Origin of the sequence: Pseudoalteromonas lipolytica (genome assembly GCF_001306915.1) — a bacterium.
In the GTDB taxonomy this organism is placed as follows: Bacteria; Pseudomonadota; Gammaproteobacteria; order Enterobacterales; family Alteromonadaceae; genus Pseudoalteromonas; species Pseudoalteromonas simplex.
In genome coordinates this window covers 730,382-751,710 of sequence record NZ_LJTC01000002.1, presented here as the reverse complement: position 1 = coordinate 751,710, position 21,329 = coordinate 730,382, and the positions used below count along the sequence as shown (strand labels likewise).

Here is a 21,329-nt window from a genome sequence, read left to right as displayed (position 1 = left end):
ACTTTGAAGTTATTGATGATATTAATTCGCACATTAATGGGGCTGAGGTGACATTGAAAGCTAACCGTGAAAAGGGGAGTGGGCTTTATAAAGTGAAAAAAATATTTGATATTGATTTAAAAGTTGAAAATAAAATATCGGTTGGGGCGAATGATAATGAATTCTTCGTAAAAATCATGTATTCAAATGTTTCTTTTTTAAGGTGATGTTATGAAAGTGTTGGTTGCTGAAGATAATGAACTAAAGTTGAAAAGTATATTGGATTTTCTTGAAAGTAGTCATGGTATTAAATCAGATTTAGTGAAGGTGGTTTTAACTCCAGATGACGCAATTGTAGAGATTAAAAAAAAGATCTATGATTTTTTTATATTAGATATGAGTTTGCCTGCTTTTGAGCAAGACAAAAAGCAGATTAGGTCATTGTCTGGGAAGAGAGTACTCATGACAATGAAACACAAAAGGTTGAAAACTAGAACTGTTGTATTCACCCAGTGGGATGTTTTTGGTCACCATGATGATCGTGTTTCATTAGAAAATTTAAAAACAGAATTATTAGATACTTTTCCGAGTTTTTTGAAAGATATTATTTTTTGGGAATCATCATCTAATGAATGGAAAGTAAGGATATCAAGTCAAATAAATGAGCTTTAAATGATTAATTATTTAGTAGTTGAAGATGATTGTATAAAATACTTAAAAATAGAAGAGTTGCTGAATTCTGTAACACCAGGCTGTTTTATTAAAAGAGCTATAACTGTTGCGGAAGGTATTGAGCAAATTAAAGTACATCAATTTAGTTTTGTAATTATCGATTTTCAATTACCACTATCGGAAATTGGAAAGGTAGATAAAAAAGGGGGGATTAAATTATTACAATGGATAAAAAAGAGTCAATTTAAAAGAAAGTGTTGTGTTCCAAGTAATATAATTTGTTTGACTGAATATGCCGACTTAATAGAAGAGTTTTCAAGTGAACTCAAACAGTGCCGAGTATTTGCATATCCCTATACTTACGAAAGTGAAGATTGGAAATTAGAATTAAAAGGATGTATTAATGAGTACATTATAAGACTAAGTCAAGAGATCAATAAACTACCTAATCATAAGATAGTGTATTCAGTTCATGGAATCGAGACAAATGGTACTTGGCAGAGTGAGTTGTCAAAAAGTTTGAATCTTCAAGAGCATAAGCTTGAACATTTAAAGCACCAATATGCTTTTTTTCCAGTCTTATCTTTTATGATTCCTCCACTTAGATGGATAGAAATTAATAGATTTAAACAAGAACTCGAATTTCTCAGTGATAAGTTTCCTGGAGCTGAAGTTACTCTAGTTGGGCACAGTTTTGGTACTTATCTCATAGCAAAATCACTGGATAAAATTAATCAAGCTAAAACACCGAAATTTAGTAAAGTAATTCTTTGTGGTAGCGTAATTAAAGGTAGTTTTGATTGGGAATCTATAATAAAGAAGCATGATATTAAATATATTTTGAATGATTGTTCTTTAAATGATTTTCCTCTTGTTCTTAGTCAAGCTTTAGCTATAGGGCTAGGAATGGCTGGGCGTTCAGGATTTAAGAGGAAGTATGGTGGGATAATTGTTGATAGGTATTTTAAGGGAGGGCATAGTGACTTTTTTACCCAAAATATATTCAATAGTTGGTATGATTTTATAGTTAATGGCAATGTGGAAATAATTGACGATAGGGAGTCGCTAACCCTTATAGAAGCGCTTTTGGAAACTATAATTACTTACAGTCCATGGATAATATTTATTATTCTTATGATAACGATTTTTTCTCTTTTTTAATTGGTATAAAAAACACTCATTTGAGAGTGCAGTCAAGTAGGCGTTTTTTCTCGATATTTTTCATTCAAAAACTAAGAAATCGGGGGTCTGGTCTTTATTTTTCCTAACCCCTTTACCAACCCATAACCAACACTATGCTGCTAGCACCTAGCACCTAGCACCTAGCACCTAGCACCTAGCACCTAGCACCTTGCACTGTAGGCGTGAAATTTATTTCGCGCGAACCCATTAAAAAACAACTTCGGAAGAATTTTTGTATTTATATAGGTACAAACATCAAATAACCTGTATTATGCATGCTTTGTTGTTGGGTGGTGGAACCTCTTAATTAACCACCTGATTATGTTGTTGAAATTTTAAGGTGAAATAATGCTAAAAAGGAACTTTGCGCGCATTAAAAGGGCTTTGGCCTGTTTGCTTGTATTAAATCTTGGGGTTGCTGGTGCTTCGGCTAATGACGATACACCAATAGAGAGCGTGGTTGCAGATGCTAACTTCTTAGCGTGTTTACAAGAAAGTGGCTATAAAACTGTGGGGGAGGTGACAAAAATACATTGCAGAGATCGCGGTATTACTTCAGCCAAAGGGCTTGAGCATTTTAGTAACTTAACAAAACTCGTCCTCAGTAATGAAGGGGATAGCTTCATAGTTGGTGAAATTGGTGGCATTACAAGTAGACCTGCCGATAAGAAAGTGCCAAACCAGCTGACCGAAATCGACATAAGTCACAACAGCCAGCTTTTCCGTGTTGATTTAAGCCAAAACAGCCTTACGAGTATTGATGTAAGTAACAACGAAGAGTTAGAGACTTTAATGCTGAGTGGTAATAAGCTTTCAAAGCTTGATGTAAGCACTAACAGTAAACTTACATGGCTTGATCTTAATGATAATAAGCTGACAGGTGAATTGACGCTTGTTAATTCTGAACTATATCAACTTAACCTGTCGGGCAATAAGCTCACAAAAGTAAATATACCGAGTGGTATTCGTAACCTTGAGCTTGCAAATAATCAGTTAAAAAACCTAGATTTAAGCAAGTTCAAGATGCTCAGCGAACTAAACCTAGATGCCAACCAGCTTAGCTCTTTAGACATAAGCCATAATAAAAAGTTAACTGCACTTTACGCCGGTAATAACCAGTTAAGCACTATCGATTTAACAGCAAACCCCATGCTTCAAGTGCTCTTTTTGTCAAATAACAAATTAAAAAACATTGATTTACGTGAACATGCAAATTTAGTAGATATCAGCCTTTTTAATAATCCACTAAAAAAAGTAGATGTAAGCAAAAGTTATAATTTAGAGCTGTTAGAACTCGACAGCCGTGTTGAGTGCATAGGCATAGGTTGTGCAACAAGGTTTGAAGGGTATTAATAACAGCGTGTTGGGCAGAGCACTGCGAAGCTCGATAAGTTAGCGAGGGTAAAGGGGAAAGGAGCTATCAGCTTTCAGCCGTCAGCTATCAGATTTAAACAAAAGAGTTTTAAGCCATAAGGTTTAGGTTAGATTGTGCCTGTACATTGCTATGGCTAATCCCGATATCGTAGGCGTGAAATTTATTTCGCGCGAAATAAGTTTCACGCCTACGGATGAGCATTTCAATTTAACTATGTGCGGGCACATTCTAATCTGACTTCTAACGACTGATATCTAATATCTCCTTCCTCGGCGTTAAAACGCCTCCTACGACTCGAATTTCGCTTCTTTCCCCTGTATTCTTTCTAACTCGCTAACTTGTGTTCGTAATCTGATAGCTACAAATGTTGGGTTTCGCTCCGCTCTAACCAACCTACAAGCTGATGCTCTTATGTTCATCGCGCGAAATAAACTTCACGCCTACGGATGAGCATTTCAATTTAACTATGTGCGGGCACAATCTAATCTGACTTCTAACGACTGATATCTAATATCTCCTTCCTCGTCCCTCGCATTTAATAATTTTGGTTGTTTTGCATCCCTCCATAATTCATCCATTATTGTGATTTACCCTTTGAAATATGAACCTTTTGTACCCCAATTTGGGTGGGTTAAAGCTTAACCGTTTCGAAAATAAGTCGGTCGGACTTTGAGTAGAAGTATGAGTTTTATTAATTAATAGTTTGTCGAAATTACAATCAATAATTAGGAATCGTAATATGAATCAGTGTAAAAGGATTAGTGCTGTGTTGGCTTTATCCCTACTTTCATTAGTTGGGTGTTCTGATGATGACTCTGCCGAACAAGAAGCTGTTGCTAATGTAGCTTTGAAGTCTATGACCCCAGTGTCTGATGACGTTTATCAACCAGGACAACAGATCACAGTTGATTTCAGTACCGAAACAACCTTATTAACGAATGAACATGTTGGTGTTTCATTTATTTTAATTGAAAGAAGTAAAGTCGCTGAGCTCGAAACTGAAGATGAGCCTGATGGCTACGATTTGGGTGAGTTTTATATCGAGCAGTTACAAGAAGGCGAGCAAAATCATACGGCAACACTAATTTTGCCAAATGAAGATCTCGCTGCGGGTGAATTTGTCATTGCCGCTTTTGTTGACACAAGTGGTGTGATCTCAAACGAAGTTGATGTTACAGATAATAAATCCCGTGGCATTGAGTCTGGTGACGAAAGCACCTACAGCTCAGTAACCATTAGCGATGGTCATTACCATGATTTTGTTTTAGATAAACTTAAAGTGGGCGACGGCTTTGCTATTTTTCCTGGCCCGGGTAAAAGAGATACCACAGGTACAGGTGAGCCAACACAGAAAGTACCTGATTTAATAGGTTTTATTAATGCCACCAAATTTGGTAATTCAGTCAACGAGGCTGACATCAGTGCAACAATAACCATCGGCGAAACGACTTATCATGCTCACTTATGGAATGAGCAAGCGCAAGCTTATATGGAGACGATGCGTATTAAGTTTCCTGATCATGAGCAATCTCATTACTTTCCTTGGGATGTTGCAGTAAATGGCGTATTGCTAAAAGCGATACACGATGATTTTGATCACGATGGTGGTGAAAACAGTTTTAGCATGACATTTACCTTCCATGATAACTCAGAAGAAATTGAAGCTCACAGTGACAATAATAGTATTACCGTTGAAGTACCTTATGCGCTTTATCATGATGAAGTGAGTACTGCAGAATCGGTAGAGCTAAATAGTAATAAAACAACAATAGCGTCAGCATCAGCGATGCAGACTACAGCTTCATCAGCAACAACCTTGGCCAAAGTTGGCAGTTGGAGTGCTACCTATGGTGACAGTGACGCTGTGGCAATCAGCCCTTCTTTTTATAGCTATATGAATGTTTCTTCTAGTAATGGTGGTTCAGCTGAGGGGCTAGTTGAAGCAGATTTAGATCTTTACCTATTTGATAAATCAGCGAGTTTGGTTAGTGCCAGTGCTGAAGCGAGTGCAAATGTAAGTGATGGTGAGATTACCTATGCAGCAAACTTTAGTGTGCTGGGTGACACTTTAATTGACGAGGGCGACACGTTAACGGCCTTAGACAAGTCTTTAGGGTATAGCTGGAGCGAAGAACAAAAAGTGGTTGAAACAACGTTCACCATTGTAATTGTTCCGGTGACCGTTGAGGCTGGTGTTAGTGGCAGCTTGGATTTAGGGGTTGGTTTAGCTTACAGCAATAGCCGAATTGACTTAGGGGGAGATATTGTTACTGCCAGCATGGATGCGTATGCCACTGCAGAAATAAACTTAGGTATTGCAAGTGGCGGTGTTGGTATAGACTTTTTGATTATTGCAGATACATTTAATGCCACACTTTATGCAGATTTAGCTAAAGCTATCACTGATTCTAAAATCACCTTAGGGATTGATGTAACGAATGATATTGAGGCTATTTCCGGCGAATTTTATGTTTATGTGAAATACCCTAAATACAAGTGGTGTTGCACGGTTAAGACAAAAACCAAAACTCAAACTATCTACGATACTAGTACCTTGTACGATAAAAGCTGGACAATTTTAGACGAATCAGCAACCTTAAATTATTAGTATGAAGGCATAGGTATAATGCGTTTAATTAAACTGAGTTTATTATTTGGCACTTTATTAGGCTATGCTTCGGCTGCTTATGCAGTGCCTCATTGTACTGTTTGGGGTGAACTTCAATCAAAAGCTGATACGAATATTGTTTCGATGAATAGTCCCTCAAAAAGCCAGTTTGACTTGCAAGGGCGGTTAATTTATCGGCCTTTGTTAGTTGCAGAAAAATTTCACTGGTTGGGTTTTGAGCTATACCAAGCTCAAGCAAAGTTGAATAAAACAGTGAGTACCAGCAATGAGTATGCTGTGCCTTTTGCTGTGAAAGTTAGCAATAACTCAGGTGAAGTTTTAGATTATCGGTTTAACGCTAAATTAAAAGCGGCTGATCAACAAAAGCTGATTGCTTTATACCGTGCCTTTCACCGTGCAAACCCCCCTGAAAATTTACAGGGGGATAAGTATTGGGTTAAAGAGCGAGATGATATCGGTCAGTACAAATCACTCTACACAGTGTTAGCTGATAATAAACTAAAGCGAAATAAACTCAGTTACTTAGAACCAACTGACACTAGGCAAAGTACTAACGCTGCGAAAAAGCTAATGCAGTTAGAAACGGCGAACATTATTAGTGATGAGTTTATCTTTGAAAACGATAAATGCTGGTTAACAAAAACCCTCGGAAATAGTCATATTCAAGTCAGTAGTAGTGATGGAAGTATGAATATTGAAGTACTGCAAACACTAAGTTTAAATCGTTCAAATCAATCGATACCCGATGGGGCAAGGTTACTACAATTACCCGAAGACCCTAATCAATGGGAAAATTTAAGCACAGATTGGGTTTACCCTAAAGCGCCGCCTCAACCCTTAAAAAATACTGAAGCGTTTATCACTGCTTTAAAAAGTATGGATTGGCTAGAGGGAGACCGAAAAACGCTTTTGCAATTTCTTTATGACAATGATCAGTATTTGCTGAGCTTAAAAGAGCTTATTTCAACTAAATCAATTGCAGATCCTTTGGAAAGTAAATTGTTTATGTACCTAGGTAAACATGACTCAGTTAACTCAAAACAGTTACTGACAGAGGTATTTGTTGAGCCTGGTTTATTTTCACCAAATCAGCGCTTTAGAAGTTTAATGGCACTAAAATACAGTGAAAAACCGTTAACTGACATGCAGGTTGAGGCGATTTTTGAGTATTCCATGTCATATGGTCTTGATGAAGAAAATTCTAAGCTGGCTCATAGTGCTTTAATGGTAATGGGGGCGATTGCAAAAAATCAGCAGGGCAGTGAGTTTTCAACTCAGTTAACCCAAAAGTTAGCTGATTCATTGAGCTCTAGTGCAACGGAGCAAAAAGCATCAGCCCTAATCACCGCACTAGGTAATAGTGGAGACTATGATCATCAACAGCTTATTGGTGATTATTTAGCTGGCGACAGTCCAAGATTACGACTAAATGCGGCAGAGGCTCTGGCAAAAATGCCAAGTAAAACCAGTTTGAATTACTTGAGTAATCAACTAAATCAAGAAACTGATAGTAAACCGCGAGGGGCGATATTAAAGGCAATGGGTAATAATGAGTTAGACGCAGAACAAGTCGATAGTATTTATGCCTTTGCTGACGCTAGTAACCCGAAAGATATTCGCAGTGCCGCTATATCGGCGTTAAGTCAACAAGCGAAGTCAAAACCAGAGGTTAAAAGCCGTTTAAAAGCGCTGGTTAAGACGGAAACTAATCAAAAGAACCTGCGTCAATTAATGAAAGCGCTGTATGGTTCGTAGAGCTATCAGCTGGTAGGTTGGGTAGAGCGGAGAGAAACCCAACTAATTAGCAAGTTAGAAAGAGTAAAGGGGAAAGGTACGAGTTTCGAGGAACGAGATGCGAGGTGTAGGAGGCGTTTTAACGCCGAAAAAAGAGATATCAGTCGTCAGAAGTTAGATTGGATTGTGCCTGCGTATAGTTAAATTGAAATGCTCATCCGTAGGCGTGAAATTTATTTCGCGCGATGAACAAAAGAGCTATCAGCTTTCAGCCGTCAGCTATCAGATTGAAAAGTTAGCGAGATGCGAGTTGTAGGAGGCGTTTTAACGCCGAAAAAAGTCATAGGGGAGGCGCAACTAACACTACGCTGTTAGCACCTAGCACCTAGCACCTAGCACCTAGCACCTAGCACCTATAACCATTCCTACGCGATATAAAATCGTTGCTACCATCTCGCTAACTCAAACCTACTGAATCAAACTCACTTGTTTTACGTACGTATCGGTTTGCAAACCAAAGTGGCCGAGAACGTAGGTGTAGGTGGCATTTTCATTCCATAATCGGCTGCTGTGAATGCCGTACACATAACAAGTGCCAGTTGAGCAGACGATTTGATCCGAGTAGCTCTTTATGGAATACACTTTGTTGCCTAATGCTTCTCCATAAATACTATTTAATAACGGGCTGCCAACCGATAAGCCATAGTAACCACATGTGTTATTCCACACATTATATGGGTAAACACCGCAACTAAGTAGGCCGCGCGCGGCACCTGCAACACCAACAAAGGTATCAACATCTGATGCCATTCCTAGCTTATAAATTTGCTGAGCTGCGAGTGTAACCCCCATTGAATGGCCGATAATATCGATCTTACCTGTGCAAGATTGGTTGATTGCAGTAAGAATGGCGTTACGTACGGGCGTTTCTTCACTGCCGTTATGATCGTTGCAACTCGCGCAAGATTTAGAGCCCCAATCTGGGGTGAAAATTTCACTGTCGACATACCCTTTTCGTTTTAATTCGTTGATTGTGTTATTCCAACTCGAAGGGGAGGCGGTATTACCATGTACCAGTAGAACGTTATCTCTACATGCTGCAAAAGCAGTTGTGCTCATACCTGCGCATAGCGCAATCATCGTCAATAGGCGTTTCATTGTGTGTTCTCCTGTTTAACATTTAATTTACAACGTATGAAATTTAAACAGGGCTGGATATAGTACTTTCGTGCAGCGATACTATTTCGCATTGTGCAATTTATATCGTTTTATTTTGCTAGCACTGTAGGCGTGAAATTTATTTCGCGCGATGAACAAAAGAGCTATCAGCTTGAAAAGTTAGCGAGTTAGAAAGAGTAAAGGGGAAAGTTTACTCGCACCTCGCACCTCGCATCTCACCCCCTCTTTTTCTCCTAAAATCTAATAATTTGTACTTAAAAAACGCACAAAAGTTAAATTAATGTAAATTCATTCTTGCTTTCGTACCTGTTTGGTCTATGTTTTTGGTCGGAGGTCACTCCTCCAACCTGATAGATAAAATTACAATCAACAGGAACACACATGAAAATAAAAACACTCTCACTAGTGCCAGCTTTAATGTTGGCAGCGGGTATCAGCCACAGTGCTTTTGCTGCGCAAGGAGTCGCATTTGTGCACGGTACAGGCCAACAAAGCGATGCTTATAATGACTATTGGACAGGCAGTTTTGTTGACACAGTTCGCCAAGGTTTGCCAAACAGTAGTAATTACACCGTTATTAATTGTGACTTCGAGCAATACATGTGGGCAGACGCGGCATCTGGCTGTTTAGCAGGGCAGCTCACTACATTTATCAATAATAAAAACATCACAGATTTAACTCTGATCACTCACTCTAACGGTGGCAATGTGGTGCGCTGGATTTTATCTAACCCAACATGGGATAGCCGTTATCCAAATATTATTAGCAAAGTCACGCGTACTATTGCTTTGGCTCCTTCAAGTGGTGGTACGCCGTTGGCTGATGCGGTTATTGCGGGTAATTCATTCGAGCAAAGCTTGGGTTGGCTTTTAGGTTACGGCAGCGATGCAGTAAAACAACAACAAGTATCTTGGATGGAATCGTATAACGCACAGTGGCTGTATGGCACACCGAACCGCCCAAGTTTACCGTCTCGATTCGAAACCGTGGTGGGCAGTGATGTTGAATCAGCGGTATGGGATAGCGACAGCTATTGTGGCGGTTATCAAAATCAAGTGGGCCTTGAAGTAACGCAAAACTGGTTAGATAGCTGCTCAGATGGCTTTTTAAATTGCAGTTCTCAGTCGTTAGCTGGGGTGGTGTGGTTTACCGATAAATCACGAACCCAAGGTGGTGAGCCTTTGAGTCATCAGCAAAGTCGACGTAACTGTTTTGGCTTGCCAAACATGCTTAAAAATCGAATTTAGGAGCCCGCTATGATTAATAAGTTAACCACAATTGCAGCTGCAATTGTGCTTGTAAGCACAGCCGCAAATGCTAATGAGCAAACGGTTTATCAATTTCCTCAAGTTCAACCAGCATCAAGCGCTCAACTACAAACACTTGAAAAAGACAGTGTTGAATATTGGCAGAAAGTTTCGGGTAAAGAGCTTAAGCGTGGTGTGCCTGTTTTTGTAAACCAAGCTGATAACTTTATTCGCATTGCACCAAAAGCACGCTTTGATAGTGGCGAAGTATTTAAGCCTCATGGCTTACAGCTAGATAAACTGTCGGTGCGAGATGACAGCTTTAGACAAATGCCAATGCAAGCCATGGTTGCACGTGAGCAAATGGAAAATGCAGGATTTAGCGATGGCAGTGTTGGGCTCAAGCTAGGTCAGGTAAATGGCAAAGCAATGCTAAGAACAAGCCAAGCCCTTAACGATAACGACACCTACTTGCTGCACGTGATTGAAAAAGGCTCGAGCAATGCTTTGCATGCTAAATCGCAATTTAAAGTGAAAGATCAGCAACAGCGTGTTGCTATGCAGCTTAGTATGGGTAAAAAGCGCTTTAAAGATAGTGATGTGAAGTTAACGCTTTCAAGCCCTGATGGCGAAAAACTAGATGTACGTTACGAAAATGGTGAAGCAGTATTTAATTACCCGCTTGAAACCTTAGGAGCAATAAATGGTTACTATGAGCTTGAGGCCAGTGTAGACACTAAAGTGAATGGCCAAACGGTAAAACGCTCTATAAAAATGCCGTTTGTACATAGCTCACAAACCATCAGTATGGATAAAGCCAAAGTAACTGCGCTTGGCAATAACAAATACCAAGCTAAAGTACCGGTGCAAGTGACCGACTCAGGCCGCTATGCCATTCGTGCAACCTTAACTGGCAAAGGTAATAAAGGTGAGCGCATCAAACTGGCAACGGTTGAAGTAGCAAAACAGATTGATAGCTATGGTAGTTTCACCATGCCTTTTGCGGTCACTCAAGCAGCCAAAGCTCCATATGAGCTGGTGGATATTGAACTTACCGACCAAACGCGAATGTTAAAGTTTGCGGGAGAGTAAAGGATAGCTCTTATCTTATGTTGGGTGGAGCGAAGCGAAGCCCAACAAGTTAGTGAGTTGCTAGGGGAAGGAGCTATCAGCTTTCAGCCGTCAGCTATCAGACGAAAAAGTTTGCGAGATACGAGTTTAGGCGTTTTTTCGCCGAACCCTGTGGTTCAATTTGTTTTGCACAAAGAGAAGAGAATGAGAAATAAATGAGATAGACCAAAAGAGTATTTTGTTTTTTCCTCTAAAGCGCAGCGTCTCTTATCCTCTTTGTGAATATTATTTTTAAATGCTGTTTTTCTCTGTGTAGCGCGAAGTGCCTCGGTGCTCTCTGTGGTTCATATACTTTGAAAATAAAAATATGCTCAATGGGAATTTAAACTCAAACAAATATCTGTTTAATAGGTTGTTTTTGTGTTTATCATAGAAATTAAACAATAATAAAGTTTGAGCTTTATGCTCACCAAGGACGGTTATGCCAGATATGTATTTTGGAATACTCGCCAATTTAGGCGTGGTTCTATTACTCGTTTTAATTTTAAAAGCATTCAGTAAAGTAACTATAAACTTAACTTGGCTGCTTGCTACTCTGTTAATTCTATTTTGTTATTTCTTAGCTTTATTCAAAGGTAAAGAGTTCATTTCCTTAGATTTACTTTTTACAGATCTCAAATGGAATTGGTCAGGTAAAATTGTCGCTATTACTCTTTGGGCTTTGGTTTTGGCTTTATTAGCAGCTTTTAAAAGTGACTTTAAAATCAAGGACGCTGGTTTTACTCTTAGACAAAATGAAGGCTCTATTAAGCCTGCACTCGTTGTTTTAACCCTGTTTGTTGCGTTGCAGATTATTGTAACGCTTAGCCTTGGTAACGGACCAAATTTCGATTTTGAAACGCTACTCTATCAAGCTCTTATTCCTGGGTTAGATGAAGAACCAATGTTTAGAGGAGTTTTATTATTTTGTTTTTCGTTGGCTGTTGTTTCATCGCGCATTAACTTTTTTGGCTCGCCAATAAACATTGCAGGGTTACTTTTGGTTTTATTATTTGGTCTAGTTCATGGGGTTATGTATATAGATGGTGAGTGGCATTTTTCTGCATTCAGAATCGTATTAACTGGGAGTTATGGATTTATTTTGCTGTGGTTAAGAGAGCGTACTGGCAGCCTTGTTTTTCCAATTGTGGCGCACAATATGGTTAACTTTGTTGGGCAGTTAGTTTAGTACATGAAGGTAAAGTAAATATACTATCAAGTACATAGGTTGGCTTAATAGGAAAGTAATGGCAAAATTGTGTTTTAAAAATGGAAACTTAGATAATGGATTATAATCAGCCACTTTCGAAGCACTCCCTAGATTTAAACCTGAGCGACCGAGTTTGGTTTAGGTATTCAACTTACTATAAAAAGCCAGTATTGCAGGCTGATTCTAATACAAAACTAACGTCGCTACCGGGCCTAGCTGTGCTGTCGGGCGGAGCTGAATTTTTATTTTTCTTTATGACTATCGCTATTGCTGTAATGAGCCTAGTGCTTCAAGAAACGATGCAGCCGATACCTGCTTTTGTAACTTGTGTGAGTTGTTATCTTTGTGTATTTGTTATCAAGCGAATTGTGATTTATAACAAATTTGGATTTGGTCGTAAGTGGGTTATGAGTATATCTAAAGACTCACTCGAAATAGATAGGTTAGCAATAGAGGGTAAAGCTTCAAAAGTTATGCAAATCGCTAAGGGCGATATCCAAGAAATCATTTTTAATTATACTTTTCACGGTAGAAGTGGTCATATTGTGAACGAAAAAACGGCCAATTTACACGCTTGTGAAATTCATCAAAAAAGTGGCGATGTTGTTACGCTAGATAGTATGCGAGTAGGTCTTTTTGATGTGCTGTACCTTTTAAAATTCCACGAATACCCGCTACTATTCAGAAGTACAACTTCAAGCGGTGCAGGTAATATAGTTATTTTGATTATGCGGTTAATTTCTCTTTCTGCGATCATATCGGCTCTTGTCATGTTGGCATTTAATTTAAAGTCATAATGGTGAGTTATTTGTATGGCTATTAGCTGGTAGGTTGGTTAGAGCGGGGTGAAACTCAACGTTTGGAGCCATCAGCTTTCAGCCGTCAGCTATCAGATTGAAAAGTTAGCGAGATGCGAGGTGTAGGAGGCGTTAGAAGATATTAGATATCAGTCGTTAGAAGTCAGATTAAAACAACAGAGCTTTAAGCTATAAGTCAGATCAGCCTGCACGCAGTTTCAGTGAAATGCATACCCGTAGGCGTGAAATTTATTTCGCGCGATGCTTATCTAAACCACAGAAGCAAGATGTAGGTCGGGCTTTAGCCCGTCAATGTTAGCGATTATGTGTCGCCATAAATGACGACCTACAGTGCTTGATTCATTAGCTCGTAGGTTGGTTAGAGCGGAGCGAAACCCAACTTTGGAGCCATCAGCTTTCAGCCGTCAGCTATCAGATTGAAAAGTTAGCGAGATGCGAGGTGCAGGAGGCGTTTTAACACTGAACAGGTAGCAGCGGGTTTACCCCGCGTAATTTACAGTTTTATCTGTGTAGCGCGAAGCGCCTCGGTTTACTCTGTGGTTCAATATTATTTGCACAAAGAGAAGACAATGAGAAGTGAATGAGTAACCCAACAAAACCATCAATTTTTTAATAATTCCTCTTAAGCGCAGCGTCTCTTTTCCTCTTTGTGAGTATTCAGTGGATTACGCGATATAAAATCGCCGCTACACTCTTGCTAATCCGCAACTCGTGCCCCTAGACCCTTTCACCTGTATTCTTTTACAATGCATAAAATGACTTTTTTTAGAGAATGCGTTGAACTACTTGGCTCACCTTTATTTAGCACAACCGACGGCTGATTCACATTTTGGTAATTTGCTGGGGGACTTTGGTGGGCGTCGGTATTCTGCGCAGTTACCCAATACGGTTAAAAATGGCCTTGAAAATCATTATTTGGTTGATAGGTTTACTGACTCACATCCCCTTGTAAAAGAGGCTAAGCAGTACTTTTCGCCAGCACGTAAACGCTTTGCAAGTGTCGCCATTGATGTAGCGTTCGATCACTTTCTAATTCAGCATTGGCAGCGGTTTAATGACCAACCATTAGCTGAATTCAAACAGCACAGTTATGGGCTTTTAAATGCTAGGCAAGCCATGATGCCTTCGCGTATGCAGCAAGTTGTGACTAGTATGACCAACAATGATTGGTTTAAAGAATATGAAACACTCGATGGGGTCGGCCTTGCCCTTGATAACATCGCCAAGCGTATTCGCTTTGCTAATAACTTTGCAGGAGCCGCTGACGATATAGCCCGCCACTACCAACAATTAGACGCGGTGTTTTTAACGTTTTTCCCTGAGCTGGTTGAGCATGTGAAGCAAATGGGTGTGGAAAAGCAAAAGCTTTAAGCTGGTAGGTTGGGTAGAACGGAGTGAAACCCAACAAGTTATCGAGTTAAAGGGAAAGTTACGAGTTTCGAGGAACGAGATGCGAGTTATAGGAGGCGTTTTAACGCCGAAAAAAGTCGATTGGATAGGGAACCCCTTTTTACGAATCCAAAACCAATACTATGCTGCTAGCACCTAGCACCTAGCACCTAGCACCTGTGATCATTCCTACGCGATATAAAATCGCTGCTACAATTTTGCCAACTTGCTAACTCGCAACTCACCTCATTTAATCGTCTGGGCCTTTTAGGGTAAACACTAAATGCCTGCGCATGTCTTTTAAAATCACGCCTTTTTTCAGCATTGCGCCACTTAGGCGTTTTTGCCATTTTAATAGCTCTGGGGTCGCTGCATCGAGTGTTTGCTGGTTTTCAAATTGAAAACATAATAGCAATGAGCCTGGGAATAAGTGGTATTCCACATCAAACCAGCATTGCAGCATGCCTTCAAGTTCTGCGCGACCTTGCTCTTCAAGGGCGTCGGCAACATTTAATACAAGGGCTTGCTATTTTAATTGTACTTTAGAAAGCTTTTTCATTTAAAAACCAAAATCGAGTCGAAAAACTAATTATACCTAAGCTTCATGCTTGGCGGAATGCATTACGCCAATCTCGCGGTGATAAACCAAACTGAGAGCGAAAATGGTGACGTAAAGTAACAGATGAGCCAAAGCCGCATTGCTCGGCTAAATGTTCTAGAGGTAAATCAGTTGACTCAAGAAGTCGCTGCGCGTGGTTTAAACGTTGATTTAATAGCCATTGCCCAACGCTCTGCCCAGTAAGCGATTGAAAGTGGCGGGTAAAGGTGCGTCGGCTCATGTGCATTTGCTCTGCGAGTGTATCAATCGTATGGTTGCTAGCTAAGTTTTTTTGCATCTGTTCAAGCAAGCTTGCTAAACGCTCATCAGCAACATTTTGCGGGACGGGTAGGGCAATAAATTGTGTTTGCCCGCCAGTGCGATACGGCGCAGTTACCATCATTCTGGCAATAGCATTAGTTTGCTCGCTTCCTAAAAATTTGCGAACTAAATATAAGCAACAATCAATGGCTGCCGCTGTTCCTGCCGATGTATATAGCCGATTATGTTCAAGGTAAAGCACTTGATTGTTAAGCTTCACTTTTGCAAAGCGCGCTTTGAAGTCATCGCTGTATGCCCAGTGGGTAGTTGCTTCAATATTATCTAAAAGCCCAATGTGCGCTAACGCATAAGCGCCTAAACAAAGCCCTACAATTATAGCGCCACGGCTATGCGCGTTTAGCAAACTGGTTGCTAATTCTTTAGAGGGGGCTGTTTCAGGTGATGGCCAAGACGGAATAATTATAATATCTGCTTGATCAAACTTTGTTATTGAGTGATGCGCTTGAATATCAAACCCCGCGCTTGAGGGCATTACAGCTTTACTTTCGCTGCACACTGCTAAGTTAAATTCTTTAATACCAGCTGAGCGAGCGCCCTCACCAAACACCATACATGGTACTGCAAGATGAAATGGACTGATATTTGGAAATGCGAATACTGCAACATTCATGGTAAAGCCTTATCAAACACTTTGGCCCAATATTATCGATAAATGGTGTTTGGGTCACTGTTTGATACGTTAAAAATTCAGCAAACTAGGCGTTAATACAATGAAAAAGGGTTTATACAATGACAAACACAGCATTACTAATTATCGACTTACAGAATGATTACTTTGAGGATGGCGCGTTTCCTTTATGGCAGGCTAAACAAGTAAAAGATCAGCTCGTCGATGTGATAAAACAAGCCACAGAGCGCGGGGTTTTACCTATTCATATTCAGCATGTTGCTGATCCTTCTCAGGGTTTAGCGCCATTTTTTAATGGAGGTACAGAAGGTGTTGATATTCATCCTGATATTTTAAATGCAGCACCAGAAGCCCCTGTGGTTGTAAAACACTATGCAGACAGCTTTCATCAAACTAATTTAGAAGATGTCTTAAACCAGCATGGTATTAAAAAACTATTGATCGCTGGCATGATGACGCAAAACTGTGTGACTCATACAGCTATCTCAGAACAAGCTAAAGAGTACGATGTGGCAGTTTTAACAGATGTGTGTACCACAGTATCTGAAATGCTACATTTAATCGCACTAAATGCGCTTGCCCCACGAGTAAAACTGCTAGACGCAAAGCAAGCCTTGCTTAGTTTGCAAAGTAATTAATATTTGCAAAGGCCGAAATAACATCTTTGGCAAATGCAATACGGGGGTGTTTTAATGCCCCTTTGTTCCAAACTAAGTAAATTATGTTTTCTGGGCCTTCGGGCCCTAGTTGCACAAGCTCCCCGGCTTTTATCTGATCGCGACAAAGGTAATCGGGTAATACAGAATAACCAATACCTGAACGAATAATATTGCTAATAGCACGTATATCTGGGCAAATAGCAATGACGTTTGAGTGGCATTTTGCGTTGAATACAGCTTCAAAGTATTGTCTTATCAAAGGCAGTTCTTCATCATAAGCAACGACATTGTAGCTTGAGAGTAAATCTGCGGTAATGGCGCTGTCTTTGATTTCTCGGCCATGTAAACGGTTCATCACCAAAATGAGCTTTTCTTTGTCGAGCACAAGGCTATCAAATAGTGCTGGATCAGGCGCTGATGCGGCAATAGCAATATCTGCAGTACCTGATTGCAAGGCATCAAAAATTCTCACTTTATTACCAATATGCAGAACAAGATTTACATTGCCAGATTGCAGTAAGTTGGCAATTTGTGGCCCCGATACACTACTAATATATTCGGCAGGTCCTGCAATATTAACAGTGCCATGTGCGGCATCAGAACGTGCCCGTATCGACATGATTTTTTGCTCTAATATATCGATATGACCAGAAACCTGCAGCGCTAAATCATGTGCTGCTGCAGTGGGGGTAACACCGCGGGCTTTGCGCTCAAATAAAGATTTACCAACTACAGTTTCCATTGCTTGAATATGAGAAGTCACTGAAGGCTGAGATAAGCCTAAATTAGCCGCAGCCTTCGTAATATTTTTACAACGATAAACTTCAACAAAGGTTTTTAATTGCGTGAGATAAGACATGTAACTGTACGAGCCATAAATATTCTGATTGCTCCTCTTAATTTATCCGAATTCTACTCGCCCCGCAAACCAACTATGATAGCTTCACTTTCTAAGAGGACGAATTATGAAAAAGATATTACAGCGACTAACGCTTGTTGCTGCATCAACTATGTCGATGTTTGCAGTGGCGGGTGAAGGCGAAGTGTTGGTTATTTTATCAAGTGAAACAACTATGGATTTAGCTGACGGCCAGAGCATTGAAACAGGCTACTACCTAAATGAGTTTGGTGTGCCTGCAAAAGCATTAGTTGATGCGGGTTATGAGCTTGTACTTGCAACACCTAAAGGTAATGCGCCTCAAGTAGATAAAAAATCAGTGAGCACCGATTACTTTGATGGTGATGAAGCTAAAATGCAGAGCATTCAGCGTTTTGTAGCATCACTTCCTGATATCAATGATACCGCGAGTTTGAGCGAAATTTTAGCGGGTGACTTAAGCCAATATGAGGCTGTGTTTATCCCTGGAGGCCATGCACCTTTAATTGATTTAGCAAACAACCCAGAAGTGGGTGAAATTTTGCGTCACTTTAATAAGCAAGGTAAACCAACAGCGGCAATTTGCCATGGCCCAATTACCTTGTTGTCGGCTCAAGTTCAGCCAAGTTCTTATTATCAAGCGATAAAAGATGGCGAAAAGGCAGTGGCCAACAACTGGATTTATGACGGCTATAAAATGACTATTTTTTCAGACCCTGAAGAGCGTGTTTTTGAAAGCAGTTTAGAAGGTAAAAAGCTTAAGTTCTATCCTGCTATGGCAATGGAAAAAGCCGGTGGAAATATGGCATTCGCTAGTGAGTGGCAGCCAAACGTGGTTGTTGACCGCGAACTCATTACGGGGCAAAACCCGTTTTCAGATAAATTATTAGCAGAAAAGCTTTTAGAAATGTTAGCTAAGTAAATTAGCTAATTAGCTAATTAGCAATTTAAACCTAATTTAAGGGGCATTTAAATGTTGAACTTTATTTATAAAAATCAAACCGAAATTTTGTTTGGTAAAGGTCAAATGAGTGAGATCACGTCACGTTTACCAGAAAACGCTAAAGTACTATTACTTTTTGGTGGTGGCTCAATAAAGAAAAACGGCGTTTACGACCAAGCAATGAGTGCGTTAGCCGATGTTGATGTTATAGAGTTTGGTGGTGTTGAACCTAACCCAACATACGAAACACTGATGCAAGCTGTGGCAAGTGCTAAAGAGCATAATGTTAACTTTATTTTAGCTGTTGGTGGTGGCAGTGTTATTGATGGCGCTAAGTTTGTTGCAGCAGCTTATAACTTTGCAGGTGAGCCGTGGGATATCCTTGTTAAAGGTGCTGAGTTTAGTAACCCGCTTCCTATTGGTGCAGTATTAACTTTACCTGCAACTGGCTCTGAGAGTAACGGCAACTCAGTGGTTACTAAAAAAGAGACGTCGCAGAAACGTGCTTTTTCATCACCGAGTGTGCAACCAGTTTTTGCAGTACTTGATCCTGAATATACTTTTTCGTTACCAGAGCGCCAAGTAAGTAATGGTGTTGTAGATGCATTTGTACACGTTATTGAGCAGTACTTAACTTACCCAGTAAATGCGCCATTACAAGACCGCTTTGCAGAAGGTATTTTACAAACTTTGATCAGCGAAGGACCTAAAGCGCTGAGCGAACCGCAAAACTATGATGTAAGAGCCAATGTTATGTGGTCGGCTACAATGGCACTGAATGGTTTGATTGGTCAGGGTGTACCGCAAGATTGGTCTACACATATGATTGGTCATGAATTAACAGCACTTTATAATCTTGATCACGCACAAACACTAGCGATTGTTTTACCTGCACTAATGCATGTTCAAAAAGAGCAGAAGTCTATTAAAATACAGCAACTTGGTGAGCGAGTGTTTGGTTTTAATTATAGCGATGAAGCTGAACAAATCGATAAAACGATTAAAGCAGTGCAAGACTTCTTCGAAGCAATGGCTGTGAAAACACGCCTTGCTGATTATGACCTTGATGAACAAGCAATCGACGCGGTTGTTAATAACTTAGAAAAGAATGAGTTAACTACGCTAGGTGAACACGGTGATATTGATTTAGCGAAAGTTAAGCAAATATTAGCGCTGGCACTTTAGGGGTTAAATTTAAAGGCGTAACATAAGCTGTTACGCCTTTTTAAAAAATTGAAGACGTTTAATTCTATTGCATAAGCTAGTAAAATCTAGGCAATAAATTATCGATAAAAATCACACCATGAAACTTACCCATTTATTTTCAAGCGCTTGTTTAGCTCTATCTTGCTTTGTCTATGCAGAACCTGAAAAGTTTTATGCTAATGAAGCACTACAGAAACAAACGCCAACAGCATACGCGCTCAGTGAATCTAATATTCCTTGGTTAGAGCAAGCACATAAGCAAAGACAACTTGATGCAGAAAAACTGGTCAACGCCTTAAAGCAAAATAAAGCGCTTTATAAAAAGTTAATGAACTGGGAAGCGCTATCGTTTGAGCAGCGAATGGCTTTACTACCAGAGGTGTTTGCAATTGAAATTAAAAGCTTTGCTATTACAGCACCAACCTTGGTGATAAATAACACCTTGTATCCGCAAAGAGCAGTTAATTTTGTGTTTGATGTACGTTACCCAGGTGCAGGATTAGTTTATTTAAACCCAGATAAGCTCAAAGAGATGGAAGTTTATGCGCCATTAGCGTTTTTATTACACGAAACCCGCCATGCATACCAATTTCAGCTAGCCTTTAAAGAGCAAAACTTATTAGCAAAAGGTTACTTAAGCGCATTTAAAACGCAGAGTAACTTATCGGGCGCATCATTTAGTGATTTTTTAACACTACTTAATGAGTACGAGGCGTTTCAATTTGGTAATCAGGTACTTGAACTGCTCACTGATGGTAAGTTTGAATCAGCAATGATGGGCACGTTTGCTAGCCAATTTAATGAACATAACCACTTAAAAATTGATTTGCTCGAACTGGCTAAAGAACCCCAAAAGGGCAGTTTACTTGAGCGGTTTAATGCCGCGATGAAAGAGCAATATCAGCTACGTTACCCTGAAAAATAAACTAACGTATGTGAGTGTTCACTATTTCATTGAGCGCCATGCAAAGGTCGAGGCGGCAACCACAATCGCAATAGAAATACCAAGGTAGAGGGTTTCTATTGTGCCGCCAAACTCAACGGCGTGTTCTAAAAACAGAATCACCAAAATCACAGATGTTACCTGCACTAAAGTAATTTTTAAGTCATGAAAATCTTCGATATGAAAGGCGGCCAAAAACTGGCTGCTTTTTGTTGTTGAGGGCGATATAAATAGCCGGTACAGACTGATGGTAATGACTTGAAGAGTAATGCCGATGAGTAATAGGTCGAGAATTTTTAAAAGCTCGACAATTAACTCTTTCCCTCCTTTTGCTGAGTCAGGTAGCGCGGTGATGGTGACTTTAACAACATTGAAAACGATATTCACACAGGCAATGTAAACGAGTAACGATGAAATGGCCGTGGTGAGAATCGCGATAATAACTAAAAACCGGCTATTTTGAAAAATGCGCTCCATATCAACTCACACAAATTAATTTCTTTAATATACGTAGTTTAGCTCGTTTTTGATTAATTACTGAACATATTATATGCCAAGTTAAACCTAACTTATTAGTTCTTTGAGTATTTACTCGTAAGGTCGGGTTG

Annotated in this window: 19 protein-coding genes and 1 pseudogene; 15 read left to right on the top strand and 5 right to left on the bottom strand. The window is 39.8% G+C overall.

All coding sequences use genetic code 11. The features are described 5' to 3' along the window. The 6 genes from AOG27_RS21495 to AOG27_RS05240 all read left to right on the top strand — a co-directional run. Nucleotides 1-206: hypothetical protein (locus tag AOG27_RS21495; protein ID WP_161804341.1), on the top strand; the 206-nt coding region annotated here is incomplete at its 5' end. Nucleotides 207-210: 4 nt separating this feature from the next. After that, nucleotides 211-651: a response regulator gene (locus AOG27_RS05260; protein ID WP_054551931.1), complete on the top strand. Its 441-nt coding sequence runs from the start codon at nt 211-213 to the stop codon at nt 649-651. Then, nucleotides 652-1,812, top strand: a complete 1,161-nt coding sequence (locus AOG27_RS05255; RefSeq protein WP_054551930.1) for a response regulator — start codon at nt 652-654, stop codon at nt 1,810-1,812. A gap of 369 nt (nt 1,813-2,181) precedes the next feature. Continuing rightward, nucleotides 2,182-3,186, top strand: a complete 1,005-nt coding sequence (locus tag AOG27_RS05250; RefSeq protein WP_054551929.1) for a leucine-rich repeat domain-containing protein — start codon at nt 2,182-2,184, stop codon at nt 3,184-3,186. 761 nt (nt 3,187-3,947) lie between these two features. Further along, nucleotides 3,948-5,816 carry a hypothetical protein gene (locus AOG27_RS05245; RefSeq protein WP_054551928.1) on the top strand — a complete coding sequence of 623 codons (1,869 nt, stop codon included), beginning with the start codon at nt 3,948-3,950 and terminating at the stop codon, nt 5,814-5,816. Between the two features lie 18 nt (nt 5,817-5,834). Beyond that, the gene (locus AOG27_RS05240; RefSeq protein WP_054551927.1) at nt 5,835-7,592 is read left to right on the top strand and encodes a HEAT repeat domain-containing protein; all 1,758 of its coding nucleotides are present in this window, start codon (nt 5,835-5,837) and stop codon (nt 7,590-7,592) included. A 447-nt stretch (nt 7,593-8,039) separates the two neighbouring features. Here AOG27_RS05240 and AOG27_RS05235 read toward each other — a convergent pair whose 3' ends face one another. Continuing rightward, a complete protein-coding gene (locus AOG27_RS05235; protein WP_054551926.1) occupies nt 8,040-8,729 on the bottom strand; it encodes an esterase/lipase family protein in 690 nt (229 codons plus the stop codon). Between the two features lie 402 nt (nt 8,730-9,131). Here AOG27_RS05235 and AOG27_RS05230 point away from each other — a divergent pair, with 402 nt between their 5' ends. The 5 genes from AOG27_RS05230 to AOG27_RS05210 all read left to right on the top strand — a co-directional run bounded on the left by AOG27_RS05230 (nt 9,132) and on the right by AOG27_RS05210 (nt 14,507). Then, nucleotides 9,132-9,998 carry a hypothetical protein gene (locus AOG27_RS05230; protein ID WP_054551925.1) on the top strand — a complete coding sequence of 289 codons (867 nt, stop codon included), beginning with the start codon at nt 9,132-9,134 and terminating at the stop codon, nt 9,996-9,998. A 9-nt stretch (nt 9,999-10,007) separates the two neighbouring features. Next, nucleotides 10,008-11,090, top strand: coding sequence for a DUF4785 domain-containing protein (locus AOG27_RS05225; protein WP_054551924.1), 1,083 nt, complete (start codon nt 10,008-10,010; stop codon nt 11,088-11,090). 460 nt (nt 11,091-11,550) lie between these two features. Next, complete coding sequence (locus tag AOG27_RS05220; protein WP_054551923.1) at nt 11,551-12,297, top strand: type II CAAX prenyl endopeptidase Rce1 family protein; 747 nt, start codon at nt 11,551-11,553, stop codon at nt 12,295-12,297. A gap of 95 nt (nt 12,298-12,392) precedes the next feature. After that, nucleotides 12,393-13,115, top strand: a complete 723-nt coding sequence (locus AOG27_RS05215; protein WP_054551922.1) for a hypothetical protein — start codon at nt 12,393-12,395, stop codon at nt 13,113-13,115. A gap of 798 nt (nt 13,116-13,913) precedes the next feature. After that, on the top strand, nt 13,914-14,507 hold the full coding sequence (locus AOG27_RS05210; protein ID WP_054551921.1) for an ACP phosphodiesterase: 594 nt from the start codon (nt 13,914-13,916) through the stop codon (nt 14,505-14,507). A gap of 268 nt (nt 14,508-14,775) precedes the next feature. On the opposite strand, the pseudogene AOG27_RS05200 reads toward AOG27_RS05210, so the two are convergent. Both AOG27_RS05200 and AOG27_RS05195 read right to left on the bottom strand, forming a co-directional pair. Then, nucleotides 14,776-15,084, bottom strand: a pseudogene (locus tag AOG27_RS05200) (hypothetical protein). Nucleotides 15,085-15,127: 43 nt separating this feature from the next. Then, nucleotides 15,128-16,075 carry a GlxA family transcriptional regulator gene (locus tag AOG27_RS05195; protein ID WP_054551919.1) on the bottom strand — a complete coding sequence of 316 codons (948 nt, stop codon included), beginning with the start codon at nt 16,073-16,075 and terminating at the stop codon, nt 15,128-15,130. A 119-nt stretch (nt 16,076-16,194) separates the two neighbouring features. Here AOG27_RS05195 and AOG27_RS05190 point away from each other — a divergent pair, with 119 nt between their 5' ends. Continuing rightward, a complete protein-coding gene (locus tag AOG27_RS05190; protein WP_054551918.1) occupies nt 16,195-16,731 on the top strand; it encodes a cysteine hydrolase family protein in 537 nt (178 codons plus the stop codon). Here AOG27_RS05190 and AOG27_RS05185 read toward each other — a convergent pair. Continuing rightward, nucleotides 16,712-17,611: a LysR family transcriptional regulator gene (locus AOG27_RS05185; RefSeq protein ID WP_054551917.1), complete on the bottom strand. Its 900-nt coding sequence runs from the start codon at nt 17,609-17,611 to the stop codon at nt 16,712-16,714. The genes AOG27_RS05190 and AOG27_RS05185 overlap by 20 nt on opposite strands. Nucleotides 17,612-17,717: 106 nt before the next feature. On the opposite strand from AOG27_RS05185, the gene AOG27_RS05180 reads away from it, so the two are divergent. From AOG27_RS05180 to AOG27_RS05170, 3 genes are all read left to right on the top strand, one after another. Further along, nucleotides 17,718-18,551, top strand: coding sequence for a type 1 glutamine amidotransferase domain-containing protein (locus AOG27_RS05180; RefSeq protein ID WP_054551916.1), 834 nt, complete (start codon nt 17,718-17,720; stop codon nt 18,549-18,551). A 51-nt stretch (nt 18,552-18,602) separates the two neighbouring features. Continuing rightward, on the top strand, nt 18,603-19,757 hold the full coding sequence (locus AOG27_RS05175; RefSeq protein ID WP_054551915.1) for an iron-containing alcohol dehydrogenase: 1,155 nt from the start codon (nt 18,603-18,605) through the stop codon (nt 19,755-19,757). A gap of 118 nt (nt 19,758-19,875) precedes the next feature. Then, a complete protein-coding gene (locus AOG27_RS05170) occupies nt 19,876-20,703 on the top strand; it encodes a hypothetical protein (RefSeq protein WP_054551914.1) in 828 nt (275 codons plus the stop codon). Nucleotides 20,704-20,724: 21 nt separating this feature from the next. Here AOG27_RS05170 and AOG27_RS05165 read toward each other — a convergent pair whose 3' ends face one another. Continuing rightward, nucleotides 20,725-21,198, bottom strand: coding sequence for a YqhA family protein (locus AOG27_RS05165; RefSeq protein ID WP_054551913.1), 474 nt, complete (start codon nt 21,196-21,198; stop codon nt 20,725-20,727). Nucleotides 21,199-21,329: the final 131 nt, after the last annotated feature.

Excerpts from the sequence above, each read along its gene's own strand:
- AOG27_RS05260 (WP_054551931.1), top strand. The coding sequence starts at position 211 with ATGAAAGTGTTGGTTGCTGAAGATAATGAACTAAAGTTGAAAAGTATA.
- AOG27_RS05255 (WP_054551930.1), top strand. The coding sequence starts at position 652 with ATGATTAATTATTTAGTAGTTGAAGATGATTGTATAAAATACTTAAAA.
- AOG27_RS05250 (WP_054551929.1), top strand. The coding sequence starts at position 2,182 with ATGCTAAAAAGGAACTTTGCGCGCATTAAAAGGGCTTTGGCCTGTTTG.
- AOG27_RS05245 (WP_054551928.1), top strand. The coding sequence starts at position 3,948 with ATGAATCAGTGTAAAAGGATTAGTGCTGTGTTGGCTTTATCCCTACTT.
- AOG27_RS05240 (WP_054551927.1), top strand. The coding sequence starts at position 5,835 with ATGCGTTTAATTAAACTGAGTTTATTATTTGGCACTTTATTAGGCTAT.
- AOG27_RS05235 (WP_054551926.1), bottom strand. The coding sequence starts at position 8,729 with ATGAAACGCCTATTGACGATGATTGCGCTATGCGCAGGTATGAGCACA.
- AOG27_RS05230 (WP_054551925.1), top strand. The coding sequence starts at position 9,132 with ATGAAAATAAAAACACTCTCACTAGTGCCAGCTTTAATGTTGGCAGCG.
- AOG27_RS05225 (WP_054551924.1), top strand. The coding sequence starts at position 10,008 with ATGATTAATAAGTTAACCACAATTGCAGCTGCAATTGTGCTTGTAAGC.
- AOG27_RS05220 (WP_054551923.1), top strand. The coding sequence starts at position 11,551 with ATGCCAGATATGTATTTTGGAATACTCGCCAATTTAGGCGTGGTTCTA.
- AOG27_RS05215 (WP_054551922.1), top strand. The coding sequence starts at position 12,393 with ATGGATTATAATCAGCCACTTTCGAAGCACTCCCTAGATTTAAACCTG.
- AOG27_RS05195 (WP_054551919.1), bottom strand. The coding sequence starts at position 16,075 with ATGAATGTTGCAGTATTCGCATTTCCAAATATCAGTCCATTTCATCTT.
- AOG27_RS05190 (WP_054551918.1), top strand. The coding sequence starts at position 16,195 with ATGACAAACACAGCATTACTAATTATCGACTTACAGAATGATTACTTT.
- AOG27_RS05185 (WP_054551917.1), bottom strand. The coding sequence starts at position 17,611 with ATGTCTTATCTCACGCAATTAAAAACCTTTGTTGAAGTTTATCGTTGT.
- AOG27_RS05180 (WP_054551916.1), top strand. The coding sequence starts at position 17,718 with ATGAAAAAGATATTACAGCGACTAACGCTTGTTGCTGCATCAACTATG.
- AOG27_RS05175 (WP_054551915.1), top strand. The coding sequence starts at position 18,603 with ATGTTGAACTTTATTTATAAAAATCAAACCGAAATTTTGTTTGGTAAA.
- AOG27_RS05170 (WP_054551914.1), top strand. The coding sequence starts at position 19,876 with ATGAAACTTACCCATTTATTTTCAAGCGCTTGTTTAGCTCTATCTTGC.
- AOG27_RS05165 (WP_054551913.1), bottom strand. The coding sequence starts at position 21,198 with ATGGAGCGCATTTTTCAAAATAGCCGGTTTTTAGTTATTATCGCGATT.